Here is a 22588-nt window from a genome sequence, read left to right on the forward strand (position 1 = left end):
GGGCGGGCCTTACCTGAAGCATGACGGCGATATCGGCGACGGTCAGCACGAGATGGCCGAGACGGTCGATGCTGATCATGCCTTTCTCCTTGCGAAGTGGTGCGCGACACAGGCCGACATAAAGGCGAGCGCCAGCATGGCAAGGGTGAAGATGACGACGGCTGCCCAGCCTTCGACCGCGAAGAACCAGCCGCCGGCCGAGCCGATGAGGCTGGAGCCGACATAATAGGCCAGCATGTAGATCGATGAAGCGTGCCCCTTGTTGCCGAGGGCAAGCTTGCCGACAAGGCCGCTGGCGATGGAATGGCTCATGAAGAAGCCGGTCGTCAGCACGATGATACCGAGGATGATCGACGGCAGCGACGCGAAGAGCGTCAATGCGCTGCCGGCGGCCGTCAGCGCGAGGCCGAAGAGAAGCACCGGAAAGTGGCCGATCCGGTCTCCCAGCAGGCCGCCGATCGAGGTGGCGCCGATGCCGAAGAGATAGACGGTGAAGATCAATCCGAGTTCGGTCTGATTGAGGCCGTAAGGCGGCGCCATGAGGCGGAAACCAGCGTAATTGTAGATCGTCACGAAGGAGCCCATCGCCAGGAAGGCGATGGCGAAGAGGAAGGGCAGCGCCGGATTTCTGAGATGGCCAAGCCAGGCTCTGGCGTGAAAACGCGGATCGAAACCCGGCCGACGGACGAAATTCTTTGACGGCGGCAGGAGGGCGATAAAGCCGATCGCCGCGGCAAGTCCGATGGCGCCGATCAAGAAGAGCGCCGGGCGCCAGCCAAGATATTCGGCGAAGATGCCTGTCAGCACGCGGCCGGACATGCCGCCGAAGGCCGTGCCGCCGACATAAAGGCCCATGGTGGCGCCGAGGCCGCGGGGATCGATCTCCTCGGCAAGATAGGCCATGGCGACGGCGGGCACGCCGCCGAGAACGAGACCCTGGAGGGCGCGGATGACGAGCAGCAGATGCCAATTCGGGGCGAAAGCCGTAGCAATCGTCAGCAACGCCGCACCGACCAGCGATATCGACATCAGGCTGCGGCGGCCAAGGCCTTCCGAGACGGCGGCGGCGCAGACGATGGCAACCGCCAGGAAACCGGTGGAGAGCGACAGCGACAGCGAGCTTCCGGCCGGGCTGACGGAAAACTCCTGCGATAAGACCGGCAGCAGCGGCTGCACGCAATAGAGCAGCGAGAAGGTGGAAAAACCGGAGAGAAAGAGCGCCAGGCTGGCGCGGCGATAGGCACCTGTGCCGCGCGTCAGGTAATGCTTTTCTCCTGCGATCACGGTTTTCACGGTTCGCGCTGGCGGCGGCATATCTTCATTCTGGTGGGCGTTCGAATTCATGTGTTAACCCGCTGGATCCCAATAGGGCGGATCCCCGAAGCTCTTCCTCAAGTGATCGGCGATAGCGCGGAGCTTGGCCGAGGGATTTCGGCCCTCGGGATGGGCCAAATAGATGAATTCGGCCTCCGGCCTGTGACCGACATCGATTTCGGCAAGCCGGCCCTCGCGAATGGCCGGGCCGGCGATGAAGGCCGGCAGCAGGGCGATGCCGAGGCCGGCAATCGCGGCATCGCGCAGCATGTCGCCATTGTTGATGCCGAGCGCCAGTTTGGCGCGGACGACGACCGCCCCCTCCGGGGTCTCGAAGCGCCAGTCGGCAACGCCGCGATTGGTATAGAAGACGCCGCGATGGCGGTTCAGATCGGCGAGCGACGATGGCGTTCCCTCGCGGGCGAGATAATCCGGCGAAGCGCAGAGAAGTCGGCGGCTGCGGGTGAGCTTCCAGGCGACCAGTCGGCTGTCGGCGATCGGGCCGTTGCGGATGATGGCGTCGTAGCCGTCCGAGGCCGCATCGACGCGGCGGTCATCGATGTCGAGCGTCAACTCGATGTCGGGATGGTCGGCAAGAAAGGGGTAGAGCGCCGGGCCGAGATGCATGCGGCCGAACGTGACCGGGGCGGCGATGCGGATCGGGCCGGACAGCGTGCCGCGCCGCTCGGCCATGTCGGCGGCGGCCTCGTCAATCTCACGCACGATGCGCGCGGCGCGCTCGAGAAATGCAGATCCGTCCTCCGTCAAGGTGAGCTTGCGGGTCGTTCGGTGCAGCAGGACGCCGCCCAACGACTTCTCCAATTCCGCCAGCCTTTCGCTGACGACGGACTTGGAGAGCCGCAGCCTCCTGGCCGCCTCGCTGACCGAGCCTGCCTCCGCCACGGCGACGAAAGCCGCAATGCCTTCTATCCTGATCATCGTTCGGTATTTCCGAATTCGAGTTCCTTAATCTGGAGACTAACCCGAACGAAATGAACATGCCATCTTCTGGTCAACGAAAGGGACGGCAGGGGCCGCCTCGGATCAACAACAGGAGATGGAACCATGAACCGCTTAAACAACAAGGTCGCGATCGTTACCGGCGCAAGCTCCGGCATCGGCCGCGTCACGGCAAAGCTCTTTGCGGCCGAAGGTGCGAAGGTCGTCGTCGGCGCCCGTCGCGAGCGTGAACTCGACAGCCTGGTCGCGGAGATCGAGGCAGAAGGCGGCAAAGCCATTGCCGTTGCAGGCGACGTCCGCTCGGAAGATTATCATAAGGCGCTGGTCGCGGCTGCCGTCACCAACTACGGCAAGCTCGATATTGCCTTCAACAATGCCGGCATCATCGGCGAAGCTGGGCCGAGCACCGGTATCTCGGAAGCAGGCTTCAGCGAGGCACTGGCCGTCAATCTGACCGCCTCCTTTCTCGCTGCCAAGCATCAGATCGTCGCGATGACGAACAATGGCGGCGGCTCCGTGATCTTCACCTCGACCTTCGTCGGCTACAGCTTCGCCTTTCCCGGCATTGCCGCCTATGCCGCCAGCAAATCCGGCCTGATCGGCCTGACGCAGGCGCTGGCCGCCGAGTTCGGACCGCAGGGCGTGCGCGTCAACGCCATCCTGCCGGGCGCCGTCGATACCGACATGTACCGCGACGTGAACAATACGCCCGACAAGCAGGCCGCCATCACCAATATGCACGCGCTGAAACGCGTCGCGACACCGGATGAAGTCGCCCGCTCGGTACTCTACCTCGCCTCCGACGATGCGAGCTTCGTCACCGGTACGGCCTCGCTGGTCGACGGCGGCATCTCGATCACCCGCAGTTGAGACCGGGCTGCCGCCATCGACCAGGGTCGGGCGCGGAAAGACCCCTCCCCCTTGTGGGGAGGGGTTGGGGAGGGGTCCTCGCCGACGCAACCAGTCGCCCGTCTCGAGCAGATCCGATACCTGTCGTCCGCGCGATTGCATGTTCTCCGCCAAAGGCTTAGGGTCGAGGCCGGTCAGAAAAGCGACGGGTACAAGACCATGGCTCTCAGCGGCAAACGCATCCTCCTCATCATCTCGGGCGGCATCGCCGCCTATAAGAGCCTGGATCTGATCCGCCGGCTGCGGGAGCGCGGCGCGAGCGTGCGTCCGGTCATGACCAAGGGGGCGCAGGAATTCGTCACGCCGCTTGCCGTCGGCGCTCTGGCTGCCGACCACGTCTTTGTCGATCTGTTTTCGCGGCAGGACGAACAGGATGTCGGCCATATCAGGCTGGCGCGCGACTGCGACCTCGTGCTGATTGCCCCCGCCAGCGCCGACCTGATGGCGAAGATGGCGAACGGCCTAGCCGACGATCTCGCCTCGACCGTGCTTCTCGCGACCGACAGGCCGGTGCTGGCCGCACCAGCGATGAACCCCAGAATGTGGGCGCATCCGGCGACACGGCGCAATGCGGCGAGACTCAGGGACGACGGCGTGCGCTTCGTCGGGCCGATGGCCGGCGAGATGGCTGAGAGCCGGGAGGCGGGGCTCGGCCGGATGGCGGAGCCGCCGGCGATCGTCGCGGCGGCCGACACCATGCTCGAGGAGGGGGAAAAGCCGCTGAAAGGACGCAAGGCGATCGTCACCTCGGGACCGACCCATGAGCCGATCGATCCGGTGCGCTATATCGCCAACCGCTCCTCCGGCCGGCAGGGGCACGCGATCGCCGCAGCCCTGGCGAAGCTCGGAGCCGACGTGACGCTGGTCTCCGGGCCGGTGTCGATCGCCGACCCGATCGGCACCAATGTTGTCCATGTCGAGCGGGCCGAGGAGATGCGCGATGCCGTGCTGGCGGCGCTGCCGGCCGATATCGCCGTGATGGTGGCGGCGGTGGCAGACTGGCGGGTGGCCTCGGCCGCCGACCAGAAACTGAAGAAACATCCGGGTGAATCCATTCCGACGCTGGCGCTGACCGAGAACCCAGACATCTTGAAGACCCTCGGACATCACACGATGCGACCGAGGCTGGTGATCGGCTTTGCCGCCGAGACGCAGGACGTGGAAAGCAATGCCAAGGCGAAGCTCGAGCGAAAGGGCGCCGACCTGATCGTCGCCAATGACGTTTCTCCTGCGACCGGCATCATGGGCGGCAGCCGCAACAGCGTCAAACTCATTCGCCACGACGGCGTCGAGCAATGGCCAGACCTGACGAAGGAAGAGGTCGCCGAAAGGCTGGCGGCGCTGATCGCCGAACGCTTCCGCGCATAATCCCTCATCGAAAATCGATCCCGTTTTTCGGAAAGGATTATGCCGAGACAGCCATGCGTTGCGATTTGGCTTTGCTCGGCTTTTCCGGCCGGAATTCCGCGACATCGATACTGTTTTTGCCGACGATGACGGCGCTGCCATCAGGAATCTCCGCCCAGGCGTCGACATCGTCGTTCAACGGTTCGGAGACCAGGCAGTAGCCGGCACCGACGGGCGAGGCATAGAGCGTCGGCGCCTTGCGATCCGTGGCATAGCGGATCGCATAGAGCGACTTGCCGTCGGAGAAGGCGGCGGTAAAGCGCAGCAGGATCGAGCCGATGGTGTTTTCGGCCAGATCCTCGACGAAACCAATCATTTCAGCCATAGCGGCGATCGGCGCCTCGCGCAGGCCGAATTGCAGCGCCAGCAAGAACATCAGCTCGGAATCGGTCGTGCCGCTGCGGGCATTGAACAGCTCGTCGTCAAGCGTCGCCTCCATCGGCCGGCGCAAGCGCTCGAAGCCCGATATCTGGCCGTTGTGCATGAATGACCAAGTATCGTGGGTAAAGGGATGGCAATTGTCCCGGCGCGTGCCGCCGCCGGTGGCGGCGCGGACATGGGCGAGGAAGAGCGGCGAGCGGATCTGCCGCGCCAGGCTCTTGAGATTGCAATCCGACCAGGCCGGCAGGATATCGCGGTAGCGGCCGGGCTCGGGCCTGTCGCCATACCAGGCGATGCCGAAGCCGTCGCCATTGGTCGCCGTCTTGGCGCGGGTGGCGCAATGGGACTGCTCGATCAGCGAATGGGCGGGCGAGGATACCAGCTCCTCAAGGTAGAGAGGGTCTCCGCGATAGGCTGCCCAGCGACACATGGCTCTTTTGCTCCGGAACCCGCGGCATCGGCGGGCATGCTCTAAATTGTCGAACGCCACGGCTAATAACAGCTTAACGCGCGACTGATTTGCAGGCCGATCATGACGGTTTGGTGACCGAGTGGAACTTCAAATTCGGCAAAAGCCTGTGTTCTTTTGTGAACGCGGGTCCGACCCAGGTGGATGTCTCGAGTGCAATTTCTTCTTGCATCTGGCGCGAATCGTCCTACCTTTTCCCTATCAGCAACAGAACGAAAGGAAGGTGATCCAATGTCTAATGAGATTTCGGACCTCGTATCGGGCATGGAAGTGGTGATGAAAGCGAGGCAGCCCTCGCTCTAAGACCCGCCTTCCTGGGGCTGCTTTGACAGTCCAGGCCAGTTCGAGGCCAAACTCATGGAAAGGGTCGCCGAGGCGGCCCTTTTTTGTTGCCTGAGTTTCCGACATTGACGCATGATCGGAATTCTTCTACTCATAAAGTCATCTGATGACTTTATGAGTAGAAGATGCAGGCGCTCAGCAAGACCAATCTCGCCGATGAGGCGATCGAGGCAATCCGCAGCGACATTGTCGGCAAGCGCTGGGCAGTCGGCGACAAGCTGCCGAACGAGGCCTCGTTGTCGGCCATGCTCTCCGTCAGCCGCGGCACGGTGCGCGAGGCAGTGCGGGTTCTTGTCTCCCAGGGTTATCTCGAAACCCGGCAGGGGTCGGGCACCTATGTGCGTTCGACCAGCGACGCCGGCCGGCCGCTGACCATGGCGCGGCGCGCCAGCCTGCGCGATCAATTCGAAGCGCGCTTAGCACTCGATGTCGAGGCGGCACGACTGACAGCAATGCGCAAGACGCCGGAGACGATTGCCGAGCTGCGCCGGCTGCTGAACGAACGCGGCAGTTACGCCGGCGGCGATGAAGCCGCCTTCATCGAACGGGACCTCGCCTTCCACAAGGCGGTCATCGCTGCTTCCGGCAATCGGGCGATGATCGAGATCTACGATTTCTTCTCGGCTTCGATCGCCGACACGATTGCGGCGACGCTCGGCAAGGATATTCCCGAACCCGACATGCAGGCGCATGTCGATATCGTCGATGCGATCGACACCGGCGATCCCGGCCAGGCGGATGCGGCGGTGCGCCGATTCATGGCGCCCGTTCTTGCTGCACTCGATCGGATGATCCTGTCATGAACACGCCTTCCAACAATGCCGCCATCACGCTTGACGTGGCCGACGAATTGCTGATCGATGCCGAGGCAGGCAGCTTTCCCGCCCCGCAGGCAGTGCCGGTACGGGATGGAGCAGACAGTTTGCTGCTCGGCGCCAGCCTCGTGCTGATCGCTTTCAACCTGCGCCCGGTCTTTTCGAGCGCCTCGGCGCTGCTGCCGGAGATCCGCTCCGAACTCGGGCTGAGCGCGCTTGGCGCCAGTCTGCTGACGACGCTTCCGGTCGTCTGCCTCGGCGTCTTCTCGCCGCTTGCGCCTCGTCTTGCCCAGCGCATCGGAACCGAACGCACACTGCTCGGCGTTGTCCTGCTGCTTGCGCTCGGCACAGCCATGCGCGGGCTTTCCTCCGTGCCGCTGCTCTTTATCGGCACGGCCCTTGCCGGTGCCTGCATCGCCGTCGGCAACGTGTTGCTGCCGGGACTGGTGAAGCGGGACTTCCCCACGCGCGCCGCGCTGATGACCGGCTTTTATACGATGGCGCTCTGCGCAGGTGCTGCCAGTGCGGCCGGGCTGACGCTGCCGATCGAACATGCGCTCGGCGGCTCTCTCCAAGGCGCGCTCGCCGCCTGGGCGCTGCCGGCGCTCGCCGTCGGCCTCATCTGGTTGCCGCAGGTCCTTCGCGGCGGTGCCGAAGCAAGGCGAAACGGCTTTCGCGTCGACGGACTCTGGCGGGACCGGCTGGCCTGGCAGGTGACGCTGTTCATGGGGCTGCAATCGGCGCTTGCCTACTGCGTCTTCGGCTGGCTGGTTCCCATCCTGCGCGAACGCGGGCTCGACGGCGTCACGGCCGGGGCGATCGTTTCGCTCTCGGTGATGGTGCAGGCGGCCTCCTGCCTCGTTGTGCCGCATATCGCCGTGCGCGGCCGCGATCAGCGATTGATCAATGCCGGCCTCTGCGGCGTCGCCGTCACCGCTCTGCTCGGGCTGCTCTTTGCGCCGCTTTCGAGCGTCTGGCTGTGGGCGGTGCTGCAGGGCATCGGCCAGGGCGGACTGATCGCGGCCGCCATGACGACGATCGTGCTGCGCTCGCGCGATCCCGATGTGGCCGCCCATCTCTCCGGCATGGCGCAATGCGTCGGCTATCTGCTCGCCGCAATCGGCCCGCTGATCGTCGGCCTCATCCGTGGCTGGACCGGAAGCTTTTCCTGGTGCGCGGTTCTGTTCATCGCGCTCGGGCTGGGGGCCGCGATCAACGGCTGGAGGGCCGGCCGAGCGCTGGAGGTGAATGTGCACGCGGTCGAGAAAGTCTAGCCCCACCGGTCCATCACCATCTCTTGATGCCGGTCGCCAGCCGCGGATGCTACGCTATCTCAGCCTGCATCCGCCCGGAGGACAAATCGTGCGCATACGAACCCTGTTTCTGCTCACCGCGTTGATGGCGTCGCTGGGGCCTGCCCTTTCCCCAGCGCAGGAAAGCGGCGGGCGCCAGGCAAATGTCGAGCGCAGTGCGCGCGACGGCGTGCTGAAGCTGCTGCCGGCCGACTCCGTCACGGAGCACGAGTTGACGGTCGACGGCCGGAAGATCGCCTACACCGCGACCGCCGGCACTCTCGATCTCTTCGGTCAGGACGGAGCGCAAACCGGCGCGATCTTCTACACCGCCTATGTCGCCAGCGGTGGCGGGTCGGATCGGCCGCTGACCTTTGCCTTCAACGGCGGGCCGGGCGCGGCCTCCGCCTTTCTGCATCTCGGGCTGGTCGGGCCCAAAGTGCTCGATTTCGGGCCGCAGGCACGTGACGGCGCCCATGCGAAACTCGTCGATAACGAGCAAAGCTGGCTCGATTTTACCGATCTCGTGCTGATCGATCCGATCGGGACCGGCTGGAGCCGGACGGCGAAGGCGGACGACGCCTCCAACTATTACAACGTCAACTCGGATGCCCAGAGCATCGCCAAGGCGATCGCGCTCTATGTCGCGCATAATAATCGTTCCAACTCGCCGAAATATCTGCTCGGCGAAAGCTATGGCGGTTTCCGCGCCGCCAAGGTCGCCTCCGCCCTGCAGGAAAGCCAGGGCATCGTCGTCGCCGGCGCCGTGATGCTCTCGCCGCTGCTCGAAGGGCAGCTGATGTTCAATGCCGACCAGTTCGCGCTCGGCGCGGCGCTCGAGCTACCATCGCTGGCTGCGGCCGAACTCGACCGGCAAAATGGCTTTACCGAGGAGAAGCAGAGGCAAGCGGAGCGTTTCGCGCTCGGCGACTATTTGACGACGCTCGCCGGCCCGCCGCCGACGGGCGCCGATGCCGCAGCCTTCTATGGCAGAATCGCCGGGCTAACCGGCATTCCGCAGGATATCGTCGCCCGCAATCGCGGTTTCCTCGGCAATTCCTTCGTCAAGCACTCGGACGGCGGCGGCCAGGTGGCAAGCCCCTACGATGCTTCCTTCGCGGCGCCCGATCCCTATCCGGAATCCGATTACGACCGCGGCGATGACGCCATCCTCGATGGCTTCACGCGCGCCTATGGCGGCGCCTTCGCCGATTATGCCCGTAACGAGCTCGGCTTCAAAACCGAAATGACCTATTCGCTGCTCGACAGCGACATCAGCCGGCGCTGGGACTGGGGCGGCGGCCGCGGCGGGTCACGCCTCCAGGCGAGCGCCACCGACGACATCCGGCAGCTGCTCGCTTCGAACGCGGCCTTCCATCTGCTGATCGCACATGGCTACAGCGATCTGGTGACGCCGTACAGCGTCAGCCGCTATGTGGTCGACCACCTGCCGCCATCGCTCGCCAGTGTCCGTGTCGGGCTGAAACTCTACCATGGCGGCCATATGTTCTACACAAGTGCCGATGAACGGGCCGCCTTTACGGCGGATGCCAAGACCTTCTATGCCGCCCGCCCGGCCGCACAGCCGGCGGATTGAGGAGTTGCCGATGCATATAACGGGAGGATGTCATTGCGGCGCGATCCGCTATCAGGCGGAGATCGATCCCGAGCGGGTGTCGATCTGCCACTGCACCGATTGCCAGCGACTGACGGGCTCGGCCTACCGCGTCACCGCCCCGGCGCAAAGCTTCACGCTTGTTTCGGGTGAACCGCGCAGCTATGCGAAACATGGCGACAGCGGCGCCCTCAGCCGGCAATTCTTCTGTGCGAATTGCGGATCACCGCTCTACCGCACGGATGGCGAAGGCGGCTCGATCGGCATCCGTGTCGGCAGCATCGACCAGCGGCGGGACCTGACGCCAAGGAAGCAGATATGGTGCCGGTCGGCCCTGCCGTGGGTGGAAAATCTTCAGCCGCTGGCGCGAATTGATGGCGAGGACTAGCGGAAGCAGGACGACCAGGACTGTCGAACGAGACGGTAGACCGGATTCGGTTACACCCGCTTGGTCCGCATGTCGAGTTGCGAGCCCACCACGGTGATGAGCCGCCTGTGGCGAGAGCGCAAGCCAAAGGCCACGCTCTTCGAGCGCCGGTTCACGACTTCTACTGGCCTTCCCAGAACTGAGCAGTGTGAATCCGAGCGTCACGCGATCACCAAAAAAGAGAACCCGTTAATATTGCTCCGCTTTTAGCTCGAACTGGCTAAGTGCATCTAAGATCAATTTATAGTATACAGGAAACGGGGGGAGAATCGCGCATACGTCGCGGCGAGATACCGCAATACCCAACGCATTTCTTCTGAATTTTGCAGCCTCGTATTGCATTTCTTTGGATGTAATCTTCAGAGATTCTATTGCGACGGCCGTAGATTGGGACTTTAGCCGTAACGCGTATAGGGGCTTTGGTCTTAATACCCTCCAACTGTGAATGAGCTGGCCCTCTCGATCGACGGCAATCGCAGTCGATCGAGAGCTCTAGTTCAATACGCAAGAGGGTGGGTCCGGGAATGCAGTTCGGCTTCCGGGCTCTGTGACCCTCTGCGAGCTAGCCGAGGGAGAAGCTCCATGGCACTCGATATTACAACTCAAGATCTCATCATCGACGAAACCACTGGTTTGCAGGACGACGACGTCAACCCGGCGATTGCGCCGCACAACAATGCGACGGTGCAATACCTGCTGGGCCTCGACGCTGCCGGCGGGCTGACCTCGCCGGAGGTCGCCTACCAGAGCAATTTCGTCGTGGCCTCGGCGAGCGCCGGAGAAACCATCAGCGCGGTCGTTCTCACCCAGAACGCCTCGGGCACCCCGTACTCCACCACGGATGGCGTCAACAGCGGCATTCGCACGGTCGACGGCAAATACGTCTGGCTGTTCCAGGATGCGACGCATGCAAACGTCGTGATCGGCGTCATCGGCACCTCCGATCCGCTCGCCGAGCCGGCCGAGACTGGGCCGCTCGCCTTTTCGCTGGCACTCCTCAGCACCAGCGCCACCAATGCCGACCTCTATACCGTCCAGTACGTGCCGTTGCTCCATCCCGATGCGAACAACGCCGACGACCGCATCGATCTGACCAACAAGGTGTTTGCGTCGGTTACGGCAACCTCGGTGGTCAATTTCAGCCAGCTTGACGATGCCCCTTCCGGACATAACAACTGGTATATTCTCGACGCCGACGCAGCCAGCCCGCAGAAGATCCTCGTCACCGCTCACGACAATGGCGTGCAGGCGGAAGTCAACGTCAGCACGCAGGGCCTCGGTGTCGCATCGCAAGACGTGCGTTTCGGCCGCGAGCTCCAGATCGACCTGATCACCGGCGGCACCCAGAGCGCGGGCAAGGATTTCACCGACACGCCAACCGCGCCCGACTACGGCTCTCACATCGAGAACGTCTTCAGCGCCGGCTTCTCGGTCTCGCAGTCGACGCCAACCGGCACCGTCGCCGATATCGAGATCCACGCTTATAACAATGACGACAATGTCGAAGGCGCTGCATTCCCCACAGACGATAACGATACCGAGATCAACATCACCGGCGTGACATTCAAGCTGAACGGCGTCACAAAAACAGCCGCTGAGCTCGGTATCACGGTCAACCTCGCCGGCACCGGACTGATCCTCGAGAATGTCGGAGAGGGCGTGACGGTCGATTTCACGACCGCGGGCGGAGCTGGCGGATCCTTCGACCGATTTACCATCAAGAATATCGACACCGAGAAAGACTTCTTCGATGTGAAGGAGGTGCACTTCAGCGGTGCTGTGGGCAACGCCTACAATGAAGAAGTTGGATCGTTCATCAACTTCGACGACGACGGGCCTAGCCTCGCGGCAACCGGCACCCCGCCGCAACTGACAGTGGACGAGACCGTCCTGGCGACCAACGCCAGCGCCGACTTCTCGACCTTCTTCACCTCGAATGCGGGGGCCGATGGCGGCGCCGCCACCGCTATCACTTATGCGCTCGGCATCAGTCAGGCCGGCAGTGCCAGCGGCCTCACCGACACCGCAACCGGCCAGTCCGTGCTGCTCTACCTCGAAGGCGGCAATGTCGTCGGACGCGCCGGATCCGCCGCCGGCGCAATCGTCTTCACCGTCAGCGTCAGCGCTGCCGGCGTCGTCACCCTCGATCAGCAACGGGCAATCGTTCATGCGGACGCCACTAACCCGGATGACAGCCGAACCCTGGCGGCCGCCAACCTCGTCACCCTGACCGCCACCATTACGGACGGTGACGGTGATCAGGCCTCGGCCAGCCGCAATATCGGCCAGAATCTCAACTTCGAGGATGACGGACCCAGCATCACGGCGAGCGGCACTCCACCGCAGGTGACAGTCGACGAGACCGTCCTGACGACCAACGCCACCGGTGACTTCTCAACCTCATTCAACTCGAATGCGGGCGCCGATGGCGCCGCTGCCACCATCTATGCGCTCGGCATCAGCCAGGCCGGCAGTGCCAGCGGCCTCACCGACACCGCAACCGGCCAGTCCGTGCTGCTCTACCTCGAAGGCGGCAATGTCGTCGGACGCGCCGGCTCCGCCGCCGGCGCAATCGTCTTCACCGTCAGCGTCAGCACTGCAGGCGTCGTCACCCTGGACCAGCAAAGAGCAATCGTCCATGCCAATGCCAGCGACCCGGATGACAGCCGAACCCTGGCGAACGCCAACCTCGTCACCCTGACCGCCACCATTACGGACGGTGACGGTGATCAGGCCTCGGCCATCCGCAATATCGGCCAGAATCTCAACTTCGAGGATGACGGGCCGACGATCACAAAGCCGTTCGACGGTAACCCGGCTACTCTGGCTATCGAGCATGAGACCCTGGCCAATGTACTCAACGCATCGGCGAGCGGCGCCTTCGGCTATGATATCGGCGCGGACATTCATCCGGCCGCGTTCTATGCCACAGGCTCCGACTTCGTCGACCAGGATGGCGGGACAGCCGGCGTCCAGATCGGGCTTACCGGCACGATCACCGGCGGCGGCGGCGGCAGTCTCCTCAGCTCGAATGTGACGCTCGCCTCGGAAAGCCTGAGCTCCGCGACGTTCAACTTCACCTTCACCTATGACAAGGACCCGGCGGCCGGAAACCAGATCGGAACGGCGGGTGGCACTCTCGTCTTCGACAAGGTGGCCGACACCTACACGATCCAGCTGACGGACCCGCTCGAAGGCTTCAGCTTCGACGTGCTCCACACCAGCGAACTCTTGTCCAAGGAGCCGACGGGCAATACCGGCCACCCGCAGATCGTGGTGGAAAAACTGCAGGCGGATGATCCGAACACAACGGCGGACGAAGACTTCTATGTCCAGTTCACCGGCAACCTGATCGACAAATCCCACCCATTCAGCCTCACGAGCAATGGCGAGGGGTCATCCAGTGATACCGTCTTCACCCCCGGCGGGCACGAGATGGTCAGCAACACCAACGAAACCTGGGTGTCGGCGACGCAGAGCACCAACGGTGTTGCCGGCGACACGATCCAGAAAGACGAACTGTTGACCTTGCGGTTCTTCAACAGCAATGTCGGCATCGCCAACGAGGCCCTCACCCCAACGGCGACCGCCGGCGCGATGGCCATCAAGTTCGACGGCATCGGCAGCAGCGAGGATCTGATGCTGATCCTCAACCTGATCGACAAGAACGGCGCCGACAACATCGCCGGCAACGCGGACGACAATTCGACGATCACCCGGGCCATGTATGTGTCGAACGCCGACATCTACAAGACCGGCCAGGTCCCGGCACCCTATAATACCGAGTTCACGCTCGACAATAATGACGGCCTCGTGATCGTCGAGCAGAACGACTACAACGCCGCCGGCGAAGACTACGTGCTGCAGGGAGCGCAAATCATGCAGTCGGGCAATGGGATTACCGGCACCGCTGCGGCGATCGACCTCAACAGGGTGACCGGCGCCAGTGGCGGCAGCAATGCGACTTCAAGCCTGGTCGATTTCGACGCCACCGACAACGACGTGCTGAAGATCACCGACATCGGCTTCACCTCGACCGTGACGCAGACGCCGGATGCCAATCTCGACTTCGCCTTCCAGGTGGCGGACGCCGATGGCGATCAGACAGCGATGCAGCACATCCTTGTCGACGTCGCCTGACATCTGACCAGACGGGGGCAGCCATGGCTGCCCCCTACTGTCTTTGCATGCGCATGGAATCTCGTAGGCCAGAGACATGATGATGAAAACAAAGCAACAGCCCCCTGCCCTGCAGGTGGTGATGAAAGAAGCCAGACGCGCCATCCGGCCGCTTCTCTGGTTCAGCGGGGGCATCAACGTGCTGATGCTGACCGGAGCGCTTTACATGCTCCAGGTCTACCACCGCGTGCTGTCGAGCCACAGCCTGGAGACCCTGGCGATGCTCTCGCTGATGGCGGCCGGCGCACTGGTGGCAATGGCGGGGCTGGAGGTGGTGCGCGGGCGTCTTCTGGCAAAGGTCGGGTCATGGATGAACGCACGCCTGGCCCCGGTGCTGCTGACCGCATCGGTGGAATATGCCGCTTCGGCGCCCGGCCAGGCCAACGCCCGTCCGCTGCGTGACCTCGACCAGGTACGGAATTTTTTCACCAGCCCCAGCATCTTCCCGATCCTCGACGCACCTTGGGCGCCCTTGTTTTTCGCCGCCATCTTCTTCATGCACCCCTGGCTGGGCTGGCTGGCGCTATGCGGCGGAGCGGTGCTTTTCGCGTTGGCCCTGCTCAATGAATGGCTGACACGCAAGCCGTTGACCGAGGCCGCCGGCGCGCAGTCGCGGGCCTATCTCCAGGCGGAGGCAGCGATCCGCAATGCGGAAGTCGTCCAGGCGATGGGCATGTTGAAGCCCTTGCTGGAAGGCTGGAAGCTGCAGCAGGACGAAGCTAACAAAGGCCAGGTGGTTGCCGCCAACCGTGGCGGCATCATCTCCGCCATCGCTCGTTGTCACCGGCTGGCCCTGCAAATGGGCATACTGGGACTTGGGGCCTATCTCGTCCTTCGCAACGAAGCGTCCCCCGGCATCATGGTTGCCGCCTCCATCCTGATGGGCCGCGCATTGTCGCCTGTGGAACAGGCGATCGGCACGTGGAAGGCAACAGTCGGAGCGCGGGCCGCTTACCGACGCCTCACCGCCGTCGCAGGCCAGCACCCCGAGGCAAGCCCGGTTCTGGCGCTGCCGCGGCCGATGGGCCGATTCGAGGCGGACAACATCGTGCTTTCCCGGCAGGGCGGCGAACATATTCTGAAAGGGATCAGCTTCCACCTCGAGCCGGGTGAATCCATGGCCCTGATCGGCCAGAGCGCGGCCGGCAAGACGAGCCTGGCGCGAATTTTGGCCGGCGCCTGGCGTCCGTCCGGGGGGCGTGCGCTGCTTGACGGCATGGATGTCGCCCAATGGGCGGCGGAGGACCGTGGTCATCATGTCGGTTACTTGCCCCAGGATATCGAGCTCTTCGCCGGCACCGTCTCCGAAAACATCTGCCGCTTCGCCACCATCAGCCCGGTTGTCTTCGACAAGGTCGTCAAGGCCGCGCAGCTGGCGGGCGTTCACGACCTGATCAAGGGGCTGCCGAAAGGTTACCTCACCGAGATCGGCGAATCCGGCGCGGTCCTCTCGGGCGGACAGCGCCAGCGCATCGGATTGGCCCGGGCTCTCTACGGCGACCCGGCGCTCGTCATCCTGGACGAGCCCAATTCAACCTCGACCGCGACGGGGAGGAGGCATTGATCTCAGCCCTCGGCACGATCAAGGCGGCGGGCACGACCGTTATCCTGATCGCGCACCGACCGAATATCATGGAGACGGTCGACAAGATACTCGTCCTCAACCGGGGCCAGCAGGATCTCTTCGGTCCACGCGACTATGTCTTCAATGAACTCGCTGCGCGCGTGCGCAAGGTCGCTCAAATGCCGACGATCGTGGCGAAGTAGCAAGGGAACGAAACCGCCATGAAAAAAGACATGAAGGTCGTTCCGTTACCCGTTTCGCCGCCCCCGGCACCGGTCCCGCTGCGTCTCACGGGCCTAACTTTCACCGGCTTTGCGATCATGTTCCTGTTCTTCGGCATGGCCGGAGGCTGGGCGACGCTTGCGCCGCTCGACAGCGCCGCGGTAGCGCCCGGCCTTGTCAAGGTCGCCGGTGACCGCAAGCTCATCCAGCACCTCGAGGGCGGCATCATTGCCGGGTTGACCGCCGCCAACGGCGATATCGTCCGGGCGGGCAAGGTCCTCCTCCAACTCGATGACACGCAGGCCAAGGCGAGGCTTGATCTGGTCCAGAACCGGATCGCAACGCGCGAGGTGCTGGCCGCTCGCCTGAGGGCGGAGCGTGACGGCAAAGCCGAGATCGAGTTCGATCCGGCCCTGCTTGCAAACCCCAGCAAATCGGCAAAGGACGCCGTTGCCGCCCAACGTGACGTGTTTTCGGCCAAGCACCACAATCTGAAGGACGAGCGAGAAATTCTCAGCCAGCGCCGCCGCCAGACCGAGGAAGAGATAACGGGACTGCAGGAACTCATCGTCACCGAGGACAAGCAGATCGAGGTGTTCGAGGGGGAAACCAGAGATCTTGAGAGCCTCGTCAAGCGCGGCCTGGTCACCCGCGAGCGTTGGCTGCTGCTCAGACGGCAACAGCGGGAAGTCGAAGGGGAGCGGGCGACCAATGTCGCAGCCATCGCTCGCGCCAAGAGCGCCATGGCCGAGATCGACATGCAGATCGTCAACCTCAATACGTTGCAGCTGAACGAGGCCGTCGAGGAGTTGAGCAAGGTCGAGGCGGAACTGTTCGACCTCAGGCAGGAGGAGCGGTCCGCCAAGGACGTCCTTGCCCGCACCAGTGTCGTCGCGCCGGTAGACGGCATTATCATGGACCTGAAGGTCCATACGACCGGGGGCGTGGTGAAACCCGGCGAGACCCTGATGACGATCGTGCCGATGGGACAGCAGCTCGTCATCGAGGCCATGGTCAGACCGGAAGACGTCGAGACGATCGCTCCCGGACAGCCGGCGCGCGTCAGTTTCCCGGCCTTTGCCCGTTACAACCTGCCGCCGCTCGACGGTGTCGTGGAGATCGTATCGGCCGACAGGATGGTGGAGGAGCGCAGCGGCGCGCCTTATTTCGCCGCGACCGTCGTGATCGACCAGAGCGAGCTTGCCAAGCTGGACGGCCGCAAACTCCTGCCCGGCATGTCGAGCGAGACAATGATCCGGACGGGTGCCCGCACCGTGCTTTCTTACCTCGCCGAGCCGATCACACAGAACTTCCGCCGGGCGATGCGGGAAAAATAGCCGCAGCCCGCACGCTTCCCAAAATCCCGATCACGCCGCCTTGGCGGCGTGATATTCCTTGATGGCGACCATCTTGATCGCCGGGTAACGCTCCGCCTCGTAGCGTAGCGAGAAGGCATCCTGGGCGAGGAAGACCGGATCGCCGTCGAGATCGCGGGCAATATCCCCGCGCTTGACGGTGAGGAACTTGTCGAGATCGGCCGGCTGATCGGCGGAGATCCAGCGGCAGACGGAGAAACGCGACATTTCGAAGGAGACCGGCAGGCCATATTCCGCCATCAGCCGCTCCTTCAGGACATCGAGCTGCAGGGCGCCGACGACGCCGACGATCGCTGGCGAACCGTCTTCCGGCGAGAACAGCTGGACGACGCCTTCCTCGGCCATCTGCTGTAGCGCTTCCTTGAGCTTCTTCGCCTTCATCGCATCTTCGAGACGCACGCGGCGCAGAATTTCCGGCGAGAAGTTCGGCACGCCTTGGAAGACCAGCGATTCCCCTTCGGTCAGCGTATCGCCGATGCGGAGCGTCCCGTGATTGGGGATGCCGACGACATCGCCGGCATAGGCCGTGTCGGCGAGCTGGCGCTGCGAGGCGAAGAAGAATTGCGGCGCCGTCAGGCCGAGCTGCTTGCCGGTGCGGGCAAGCCTTGCCTTCATGCCGCGCTCGAGCTTGCCCGAGCAGATGCGGGCAAAGGCGATGCGGTCGCGGTGGTTCGGATCCATGTTCGCCTGGATCTTGAAGACGAAGGCCGTCATCTTGTCGTCGGTCGCGTGCACGGTCCTGGTATCGGCGACCTGGTCACGCGGCGGCGGCGCAAACTCGCCAAGCGCGTTGATGAGGTCGCGAACGCCGTAGTTGCGCAGCGCCGAACCGAAGAAGACCGGCGTCATATGGCCTTCGAGGAAAGAATCACGGTCGAAGGGGCGGCAGGCCTCGATGGCAAGCTCGGTCTCGTCGATAAAGGCCTGGCGCTCATTTTCCGGCAGCCTGTCGGCGACGGCTTGCGGGCCGTTGACCGGCGTCGTCTCGACTTCGGTGTCGGAACCGCGGGCGGTGCTGTTGGCGAGATGATAAGAACCGCAGAAGGTCTTCGAACGGCCGATCGGCCAGGTGATCGGCGCCGTATCCAGCGCCAGCTTCTCTTCGACCTCGTCGAGGATCTCGAAGGGATCGCGGCTCTCGCGGTCCATCTTGTTGATGAAGGTGATGATCGGGATATCGCGCATGCGGCAGACTTCGAAGAGCTTTAGCGTGCGCGGCTCGATACCCTTGGCGGCATCGATGACCATGACGGCGGCGTCGACGGCCGTCAGCGTACGATAGGTGTCATCGGCGAAATCCTCGTGGCCTGGTGTATCGAGGATGTTGAAGACATTGTCGTTATATTCGAAGGTCATCACCGAGGTGACGACGGAGATGCCGCGTTCACGCTCGATCTTCATCCAGTCGGAGCGCGTCTGCATGCGGTCCTTCTTCGCCTTGACTTCGCCGGCAAGCTGGATAGCGCCGCCGAACAGCAGCAGCTTCTCGGTGAGCGTCGTCTTACCCGCGTCCGGGTGGGCGATAATAGCGAATGTGCGGCGGCGGGAGACCGCCTCGGCGAGGCTTTCGGCCATGATGTGAATCCTGTGGAATTGCCGCTTAACTAGCGATTAAAGGCCGCGATTGCAATTGACCCCGGCCGCTCACGCGCAAAGTAATGGGCCATGACCATTCATCACGATCTCAGCCCGACGCTGAACCTCATCCGCCTGGCCAATGGCGAGGGCCTCGACCTGCCCGCCTATGAAAGCAAAGGGGCGGCCGGCATGGACCTGCGCGCCGCCGTCGCCGACGGCGAACCGCTGACGCTCTCGCCCGGCAAGCGGGTGCTGGTGCCGACCGGCTTCATCTTCGAAATCCCCGAAGGGTTCGAAGGACAGGTGCGGCCGCGCTCCGGCCTTGCCTTCAAACACGGCATCACCTGCCTGAATTCGCCCGGCACCGTCGACAGCGACTATCGCGGCGAGGTGAAGGTGCTCCTCGCCAATCTCGGCGAGGAAGCCTTCACCATCGAGCGCGGCATGCGCATCGCCCAGATGGTGATCGCGCCGGTGACAAGGGCGCGGATTTTGGAGATCACCGAAGCGAGCGAGACCATACGAGGCGCAGGCGGCTTCGGCTCCACCGGCGTTTGATCAACGGTTCGAATGAAGCAGCCGAACGGTTGATGAGCAGCGTTGTGGGGGCGCTTATGCTATTCAAGAAGGCGCGATGGGGCGTAGTGATGGGTCTAGCGGCAGCGCTGATTGCGACGCCGGCGCTTGCGATCGATTCAACAAAGCTTCAGTCAATTCGCTCATCTTTGTCTGTGGAAGAGATCGTGGCTTTTGCCATGGCGAAGTCGACAGCGCCGATTCTCGACATCGACAAAACAATCGAGATGAACATCATCCTCAATGCAAAGGGTATGGAGCGGAGCGATGTTCAAGATTTGCAGCTCGAGTTTTTGCGCGTGTTTTTTGGGCTCATGGCTTACACAGACGTTCGTCTCAATTTCGACGCGAGCCATTCGATCGACTACTCAGTTGGATCGCCATATACCCCTTTTGGCAATCAAAACCAGCCGTCAAACACCCAGACCGTCGAAGTGTTCGTTGATCGAGATGCGCTCAAGCTTGCAAAATTGGGCCAAATAGCAGTCCACGACATAGACACGCTTCGAAGCAAGCCGGACTCATTAGAATGTTACCATGAGCGCCGAAAAGGATATCCGGTTATCAACGTGATCGTCGACCGCGATATCAATCCGGTAGGCTGCCTTTACACGGTTCTGCTGCAGTCGATCGGACTTGAGGGACCTTTCGGTGGGGTTGCAGCAACATATCGCGCCGGAGACGTTCCGGGCTTCAGGCGCAATGGCGAAATGGCGGCAGCATATGCCATTCATGAGTGCCGATCCCTTATCGGTGGAAAAGATCCGTTTGAGAAATGCCTGCGCGATGTTCTGGACGCCGGCAAATGGTGAGCGCCTAAGCGCGTCCATCACGAAGACTTCCCTTTTTCAGCTTTCGTTGATGGCGACTTGAGGGCCGCCCGGACGATATCTATTTCCCACGTGAAAGCGGCGGCAGACGGCGTTTGACGGGCGACGACTTGATCATCGAGGTGTTGGTCTCTGCCCGTTCGGCAACCTTGTCGAGGATGCCGTCGAGCTCGGTCATCGAGCGCACCACCAGACGGGCGATGAAACAATCCTCGCCCGTCACCTTGTCGCATTCGACGATCTCGGGAATTTCCTGAATGAGGCGCTCGACGATGTGCAGCTGTCCTGGCAGCGGCCGCACGCGGATGATCGCCTGCAGCGGATAACCGACGGCGGCCGGATCGAGATCGATTGTGAAGGCCTTGATGACGCCGCGCTCCTCCAGCCGGCGCAGACGCTCGGCGGCACTGGGCGAGGAGAGGCCCACCTGCTGTGCCAGCTCCTTCAGCGAGATGCGGGCATTGCCGGCCAGCGCTTCGAGAATGGTCTGATCGATTTCATCAAGCATCTGGGCGCCGTTAGGCATAAGCGTTTCCTTTCCTTTTATTATTAGGCAACATCGGGGAAATTCATTCCTATCTTTATATAATTTCGCGTAGAGCCGCAATATTATCACCTCAGCAAAAACGGAGGCGATCATGAGCGGCGATATCAAAAGAGGTTCGGTGGAAATGACGGCAGCGATGCTGATCTCGGGGACGATCGGCTGGTTCGTCGTCATGTCGGGTCAACCGGTCAGCGGCGTGGTCTTCTGGCGCTGCCTGTTCGGCGCGCTGACGCTGCTCGTCGTCTGCGGCGCCCTCGGGCTGCTGCGGCCCGGCATCATCACGCTGCGCGCCTTCGGCATCGCGGTTTTCGGCGGCGTCGCCATCGTCGTCAACTGGCTGCTGCTCTTCGCCTCCTATTCGCATGCGACGATCTCGATCGCCACGACCGTCTACAACACCCAGCCCTTCATGCTGCTGGTGCTCGGGGCGCTGTTCCTCGGCGAGAAGATCACCGCCGCCAAGCTGTTCTGGCTGACGCTCGCCTTTGCCGGCATGGCGGCCATCGTCGAAGCGAAACCTGAGGCCGGCGGGGCATCGGATGGCTACGGCCTCGGCATCCTGATGGCGCTGGGTGCGGCCTTCTTCTACGCGCTGGCAGCCCTTGCCGCGAAATGGCTGAAAGGAACGCCGCCACATCTGATCGCGCTGATCCAGGTCGCAACCGGCATGCTGATGCTGGCGCCGATGACGACGTTTTCGCAGCTTCCCGGCGATGCCGGCGGCTGGGCGATCCTGGTGACGATCGGCGTCGTCCATACCGGGCTGATGTATGTGCTGCTCTACGGTGCGATCCAGCGGCTGCCGACTCATCTGACCGGGGCGCTGTCCTTCCTCTATCCGATCGCCGCGATTCTCGTCGACCGGCTGGCCTTCGGCCACGCGCTGCAGCCGATGCAGATCGCAGGCGCTGCAATCATCCTGCTTGCCGCCGCCGGCATGAACCTCGGCTGGAGCCCAAGATGGCTGCGGCCGAGGGCGCTTCAGGGCTGAGGTATCGGCAGGCACGCGGCGGCAGGCATTCCTTCTGGTGATGCATCCATCAGCGCCGGTGGATTGATGGCACGGCCCAGCGGATATAAAACGGCGGGGAAGAGGAGCCACCCCATGAGCTTTGCCGCCTTGCTTGCCTATGCCGGAGCGTTGTTCATCGCCGCGGCCATTCCCGGCCCCGGCATCACCGCCATCGTAGCGCGTGCGCTCGGCTCGAATTTCCGCGAGACCTTCTTCATGGGCCTCGGCCTGGTGCTCGGCGATATGACCTATCTCACAGCGGTCATTCTGGGCCTGGCTTTCGTCGCGCAGACCTTCGCGGAAGTCTTCCTCATCATCAAGGTCGCCGGCGCTCTTTATCTCGGCTACATCGCCTGGAAACTGTGGACGGCAGGGCTGCTGCCGCAGGATATTGCCGCGAAAAAATCCGGCAATGTCGGCCTGTCCTTCCTCTCCGGCCTGCTGGTGACGCTGGGCAACCCGAAGACGATGCTGTTTTATGTCGCACTGGCGCCGACGCTGATCGATATCGGCAATATCACCCTGCGCGACTATGCGCTTCTGCTCGCCGTCACCTTCGTGGTGCTGATCACCGTGCTGGTGCCCTATATGCTGCTTGCCGCGCGCGCCCGCACGATGCTGAAACAGCCGCGCGCCCTGCGGGCGCTGAACCGGGTTGCAGCCGGCATCCTTGCGGGCACGGCGGCGTTCATCGCGACGCGGGCAGCCTGAAATAAACATCCGCCAAGAGGCGGTTTTCAAAGCTTATTTTCTCTCCGCCACCCCCGCCCGGC

Annotated in this window: 17 protein-coding genes and 1 pseudogene; 13 read left to right on the top strand and 5 right to left on the bottom strand. The window is 63.0% G+C overall.

Annotation, left to right across the window (positions count from 1 at the left end):
* Positions 1–75: 75 nt before the first annotated feature.
* A complete protein-coding gene (locus tag J7U39_RS18315) occupies positions 76–1314 on the bottom strand; it encodes an MFS transporter (RefSeq protein ID WP_210631705.1) in 1239 nt (412 codons plus the stop codon).
* A gap of 33 nt (positions 1315–1347) precedes the next feature.
* Positions 1348–2253, bottom strand: a complete 906-nt coding sequence (locus J7U39_RS18320) for a LysR family transcriptional regulator (RefSeq protein ID WP_210629473.1) — start codon at positions 2251–2253, stop codon at positions 1348–1350.
* Positions 2254–2379: 126 nt separating this feature from the next.
* On the opposite strand from J7U39_RS18320, the gene J7U39_RS18325 reads away from it, so the two are divergent.
* Positions 2380–3144 (top strand): SDR family oxidoreductase, encoded by a 765-nt coding sequence (locus J7U39_RS18325; protein ID WP_210629474.1) that lies wholly within the window; start codon positions 2380–2382, stop codon positions 3142–3144.
* Between the two features lie 198 nt (positions 3145–3342).
* Positions 3343–4551, top strand: a complete 1209-nt coding sequence (gene coaBC, locus J7U39_RS18330; RefSeq protein WP_210629475.1) for a bifunctional phosphopantothenoylcysteine decarboxylase/phosphopantothenate--cysteine ligase CoaBC — start codon at positions 3343–3345, stop codon at positions 4549–4551.
* Between the two features lie 37 nt (positions 4552–4588).
* Here coaBC and J7U39_RS18335 read toward each other — a convergent pair whose 3' ends face one another.
* Positions 4589–5401, bottom strand: a complete 813-nt coding sequence (locus J7U39_RS18335; RefSeq protein ID WP_210629476.1) for a class II glutamine amidotransferase — start codon at positions 5399–5401, stop codon at positions 4589–4591.
* 506 nt (positions 5402–5907) lie between these two features.
* On the opposite strand from J7U39_RS18335, the gene J7U39_RS18340 reads away from it, so the two are divergent.
* The 7 genes and pseudogenes from J7U39_RS18340 to J7U39_RS18370 all read left to right on the top strand — a co-directional run bounded on the left by J7U39_RS18340 (position 5908) and on the right by J7U39_RS18370 (position 17233).
* Positions 5908–6585, top strand: a complete 678-nt coding sequence (locus J7U39_RS18340; RefSeq protein WP_210629477.1) for a FadR/GntR family transcriptional regulator — start codon at positions 5908–5910, stop codon at positions 6583–6585.
* The gene (locus J7U39_RS18345) at positions 6582–7871 is read left to right on the top strand and encodes an MFS transporter (RefSeq protein ID WP_210629478.1); all 1290 of its coding nucleotides are present in this window, start codon (positions 6582–6584) and stop codon (positions 7869–7871) included. The genes J7U39_RS18340 and J7U39_RS18345 overlap by 4 nt, the downstream gene beginning before the upstream one ends.
* Before the next feature lie 88 nt (positions 7872–7959).
* Positions 7960–9486, top strand: a complete 1527-nt coding sequence (locus tag J7U39_RS18350; protein WP_210629479.1) for a carboxypeptidase — start codon at positions 7960–7962, stop codon at positions 9484–9486.
* A 10-nt stretch (positions 9487–9496) separates the two neighbouring features.
* Entirely contained in the window at positions 9497–9892 is a 396-nt protein-coding gene (locus tag J7U39_RS18355; protein ID WP_210629480.1) for a GFA family protein, read from the top strand.
* 621 nt (positions 9893–10513) lie between these two features.
* Entirely contained in the window at positions 10514–14071 is a 3558-nt protein-coding gene (locus J7U39_RS18360) for a DUF5801 repeats-in-toxin domain-containing protein (protein ID WP_210629481.1), read from the top strand.
* Positions 14072–14153: 82 nt separating this feature from the next.
* Positions 14154–15877: pseudogene (locus J7U39_RS18365) on the top strand (type I secretion system permease/ATPase).
* Positions 15878–15895: 18 nt separating this feature from the next.
* Positions 15896–17233, top strand: a complete 1338-nt coding sequence (locus J7U39_RS18370) for an HlyD family type I secretion periplasmic adaptor subunit (protein ID WP_259665280.1) — start codon at positions 15896–15898, stop codon at positions 17231–17233.
* A 30-nt stretch (positions 17234–17263) separates the two neighbouring features.
* On the opposite strand, the gene J7U39_RS18375 is transcribed toward J7U39_RS18370, so the two are convergent.
* Positions 17264–18847, bottom strand: a complete 1584-nt coding sequence (locus J7U39_RS18375; RefSeq protein WP_210629482.1) for a peptide chain release factor 3 — start codon at positions 18845–18847, stop codon at positions 17264–17266.
* A 90-nt stretch (positions 18848–18937) separates the two neighbouring features.
* Here J7U39_RS18375 and dut point away from each other — a divergent pair, with 90 nt between their 5' ends.
* Together dut and J7U39_RS18385 are read left to right on the top strand one after the other, a co-directional pair.
* Positions 18938–19408, top strand: coding sequence for a dUTP diphosphatase (gene dut, locus J7U39_RS18380; RefSeq protein WP_210629483.1), 471 nt, complete (start codon positions 18938–18940; stop codon positions 19406–19408).
* A gap of 56 nt (positions 19409–19464) precedes the next feature.
* On the top strand, positions 19465–20238 hold the full coding sequence (locus tag J7U39_RS18385) for a hypothetical protein (RefSeq protein WP_210629484.1): 774 nt from the start codon (positions 19465–19467) through the stop codon (positions 20236–20238).
* A 79-nt stretch (positions 20239–20317) separates the two neighbouring features.
* Here J7U39_RS18385 and J7U39_RS18390 read toward each other — a convergent pair whose 3' ends face one another.
* Positions 20318–20782 (bottom strand): Lrp/AsnC family transcriptional regulator, encoded by a 465-nt coding sequence (locus tag J7U39_RS18390; protein WP_210629485.1) that lies wholly within the window; start codon positions 20780–20782, stop codon positions 20318–20320.
* 112 nt (positions 20783–20894) lie between these two features.
* Between J7U39_RS18390 and J7U39_RS18395 the strand changes: the two genes are divergently transcribed.
* Both J7U39_RS18395 and J7U39_RS18400 read left to right on the top strand, forming a co-directional pair.
* A complete protein-coding gene (locus J7U39_RS18395; RefSeq protein WP_210629486.1) occupies positions 20895–21794 on the top strand; it encodes a DMT family transporter in 900 nt (299 codons plus the stop codon).
* A 114-nt stretch (positions 21795–21908) separates the two neighbouring features.
* The gene (locus J7U39_RS18400; protein WP_210629487.1) at positions 21909–22526 is read left to right on the top strand and encodes a LysE family translocator; all 618 of its coding nucleotides are present in this window, start codon (positions 21909–21911) and stop codon (positions 22524–22526) included.
* Positions 22527–22588: the final 62 nt, after the last annotated feature.

Origin of the sequence: Rhizobium sp. NLR16a, assembly GCF_017948245.1 — a bacterium.
Classification (GTDB): domain Bacteria; phylum Pseudomonadota; class Alphaproteobacteria; order Rhizobiales; family Rhizobiaceae; genus Rhizobium.

Excerpts from the sequence above, each read along its gene's own strand:
- J7U39_RS18315 (WP_210631705.1), bottom strand. The coding sequence starts at position 1,314 with ATGCCGCCGCCAGCGCGAACCGTGAAAACCGTGATCGCAGGAGAAAAG.
- J7U39_RS18320 (WP_210629473.1), bottom strand. The coding sequence starts at position 2,253 with ATGATCAGGATAGAAGGCATTGCGGCTTTCGTCGCCGTGGCGGAGGCA.
- J7U39_RS18325 (WP_210629474.1), top strand. The coding sequence starts at position 2,380 with ATGAACCGCTTAAACAACAAGGTCGCGATCGTTACCGGCGCAAGCTCC.
- coaBC (WP_210629475.1), top strand. The coding sequence starts at position 3,343 with ATGGCTCTCAGCGGCAAACGCATCCTCCTCATCATCTCGGGCGGCATC.
- J7U39_RS18335 (WP_210629476.1), bottom strand. The coding sequence starts at position 5,401 with ATGTGTCGCTGGGCAGCCTATCGCGGAGACCCTCTCTACCTTGAGGAG.
- J7U39_RS18340 (WP_210629477.1), top strand. The coding sequence starts at position 5,908 with ATGCAGGCGCTCAGCAAGACCAATCTCGCCGATGAGGCGATCGAGGCA.
- J7U39_RS18345 (WP_210629478.1), top strand. The coding sequence starts at position 6,582 with ATGAACACGCCTTCCAACAATGCCGCCATCACGCTTGACGTGGCCGAC.
- J7U39_RS18355 (WP_210629480.1), top strand. The coding sequence starts at position 9,497 with ATGCATATAACGGGAGGATGTCATTGCGGCGCGATCCGCTATCAGGCG.
- J7U39_RS18360 (WP_210629481.1), top strand. The coding sequence starts at position 10,514 with ATGGCACTCGATATTACAACTCAAGATCTCATCATCGACGAAACCACT.
- J7U39_RS18370 (WP_259665280.1), top strand. The coding sequence starts at position 15,896 with ATGAAAAAAGACATGAAGGTCGTTCCGTTACCCGTTTCGCCGCCCCCG.
- J7U39_RS18375 (WP_210629482.1), bottom strand. The coding sequence starts at position 18,847 with ATGGCCGAAAGCCTCGCCGAGGCGGTCTCCCGCCGCCGCACATTCGCT.
- dut (WP_210629483.1), top strand. The coding sequence starts at position 18,938 with ATGACCATTCATCACGATCTCAGCCCGACGCTGAACCTCATCCGCCTG.
- J7U39_RS18385 (WP_210629484.1), top strand. The coding sequence starts at position 19,465 with ATGCTATTCAAGAAGGCGCGATGGGGCGTAGTGATGGGTCTAGCGGCA.
- J7U39_RS18390 (WP_210629485.1), bottom strand. The coding sequence starts at position 20,782 with ATGCCTAACGGCGCCCAGATGCTTGATGAAATCGATCAGACCATTCTC.
- J7U39_RS18395 (WP_210629486.1), top strand. The coding sequence starts at position 20,895 with ATGAGCGGCGATATCAAAAGAGGTTCGGTGGAAATGACGGCAGCGATG.
- J7U39_RS18400 (WP_210629487.1), top strand. The coding sequence starts at position 21,909 with ATGAGCTTTGCCGCCTTGCTTGCCTATGCCGGAGCGTTGTTCATCGCC.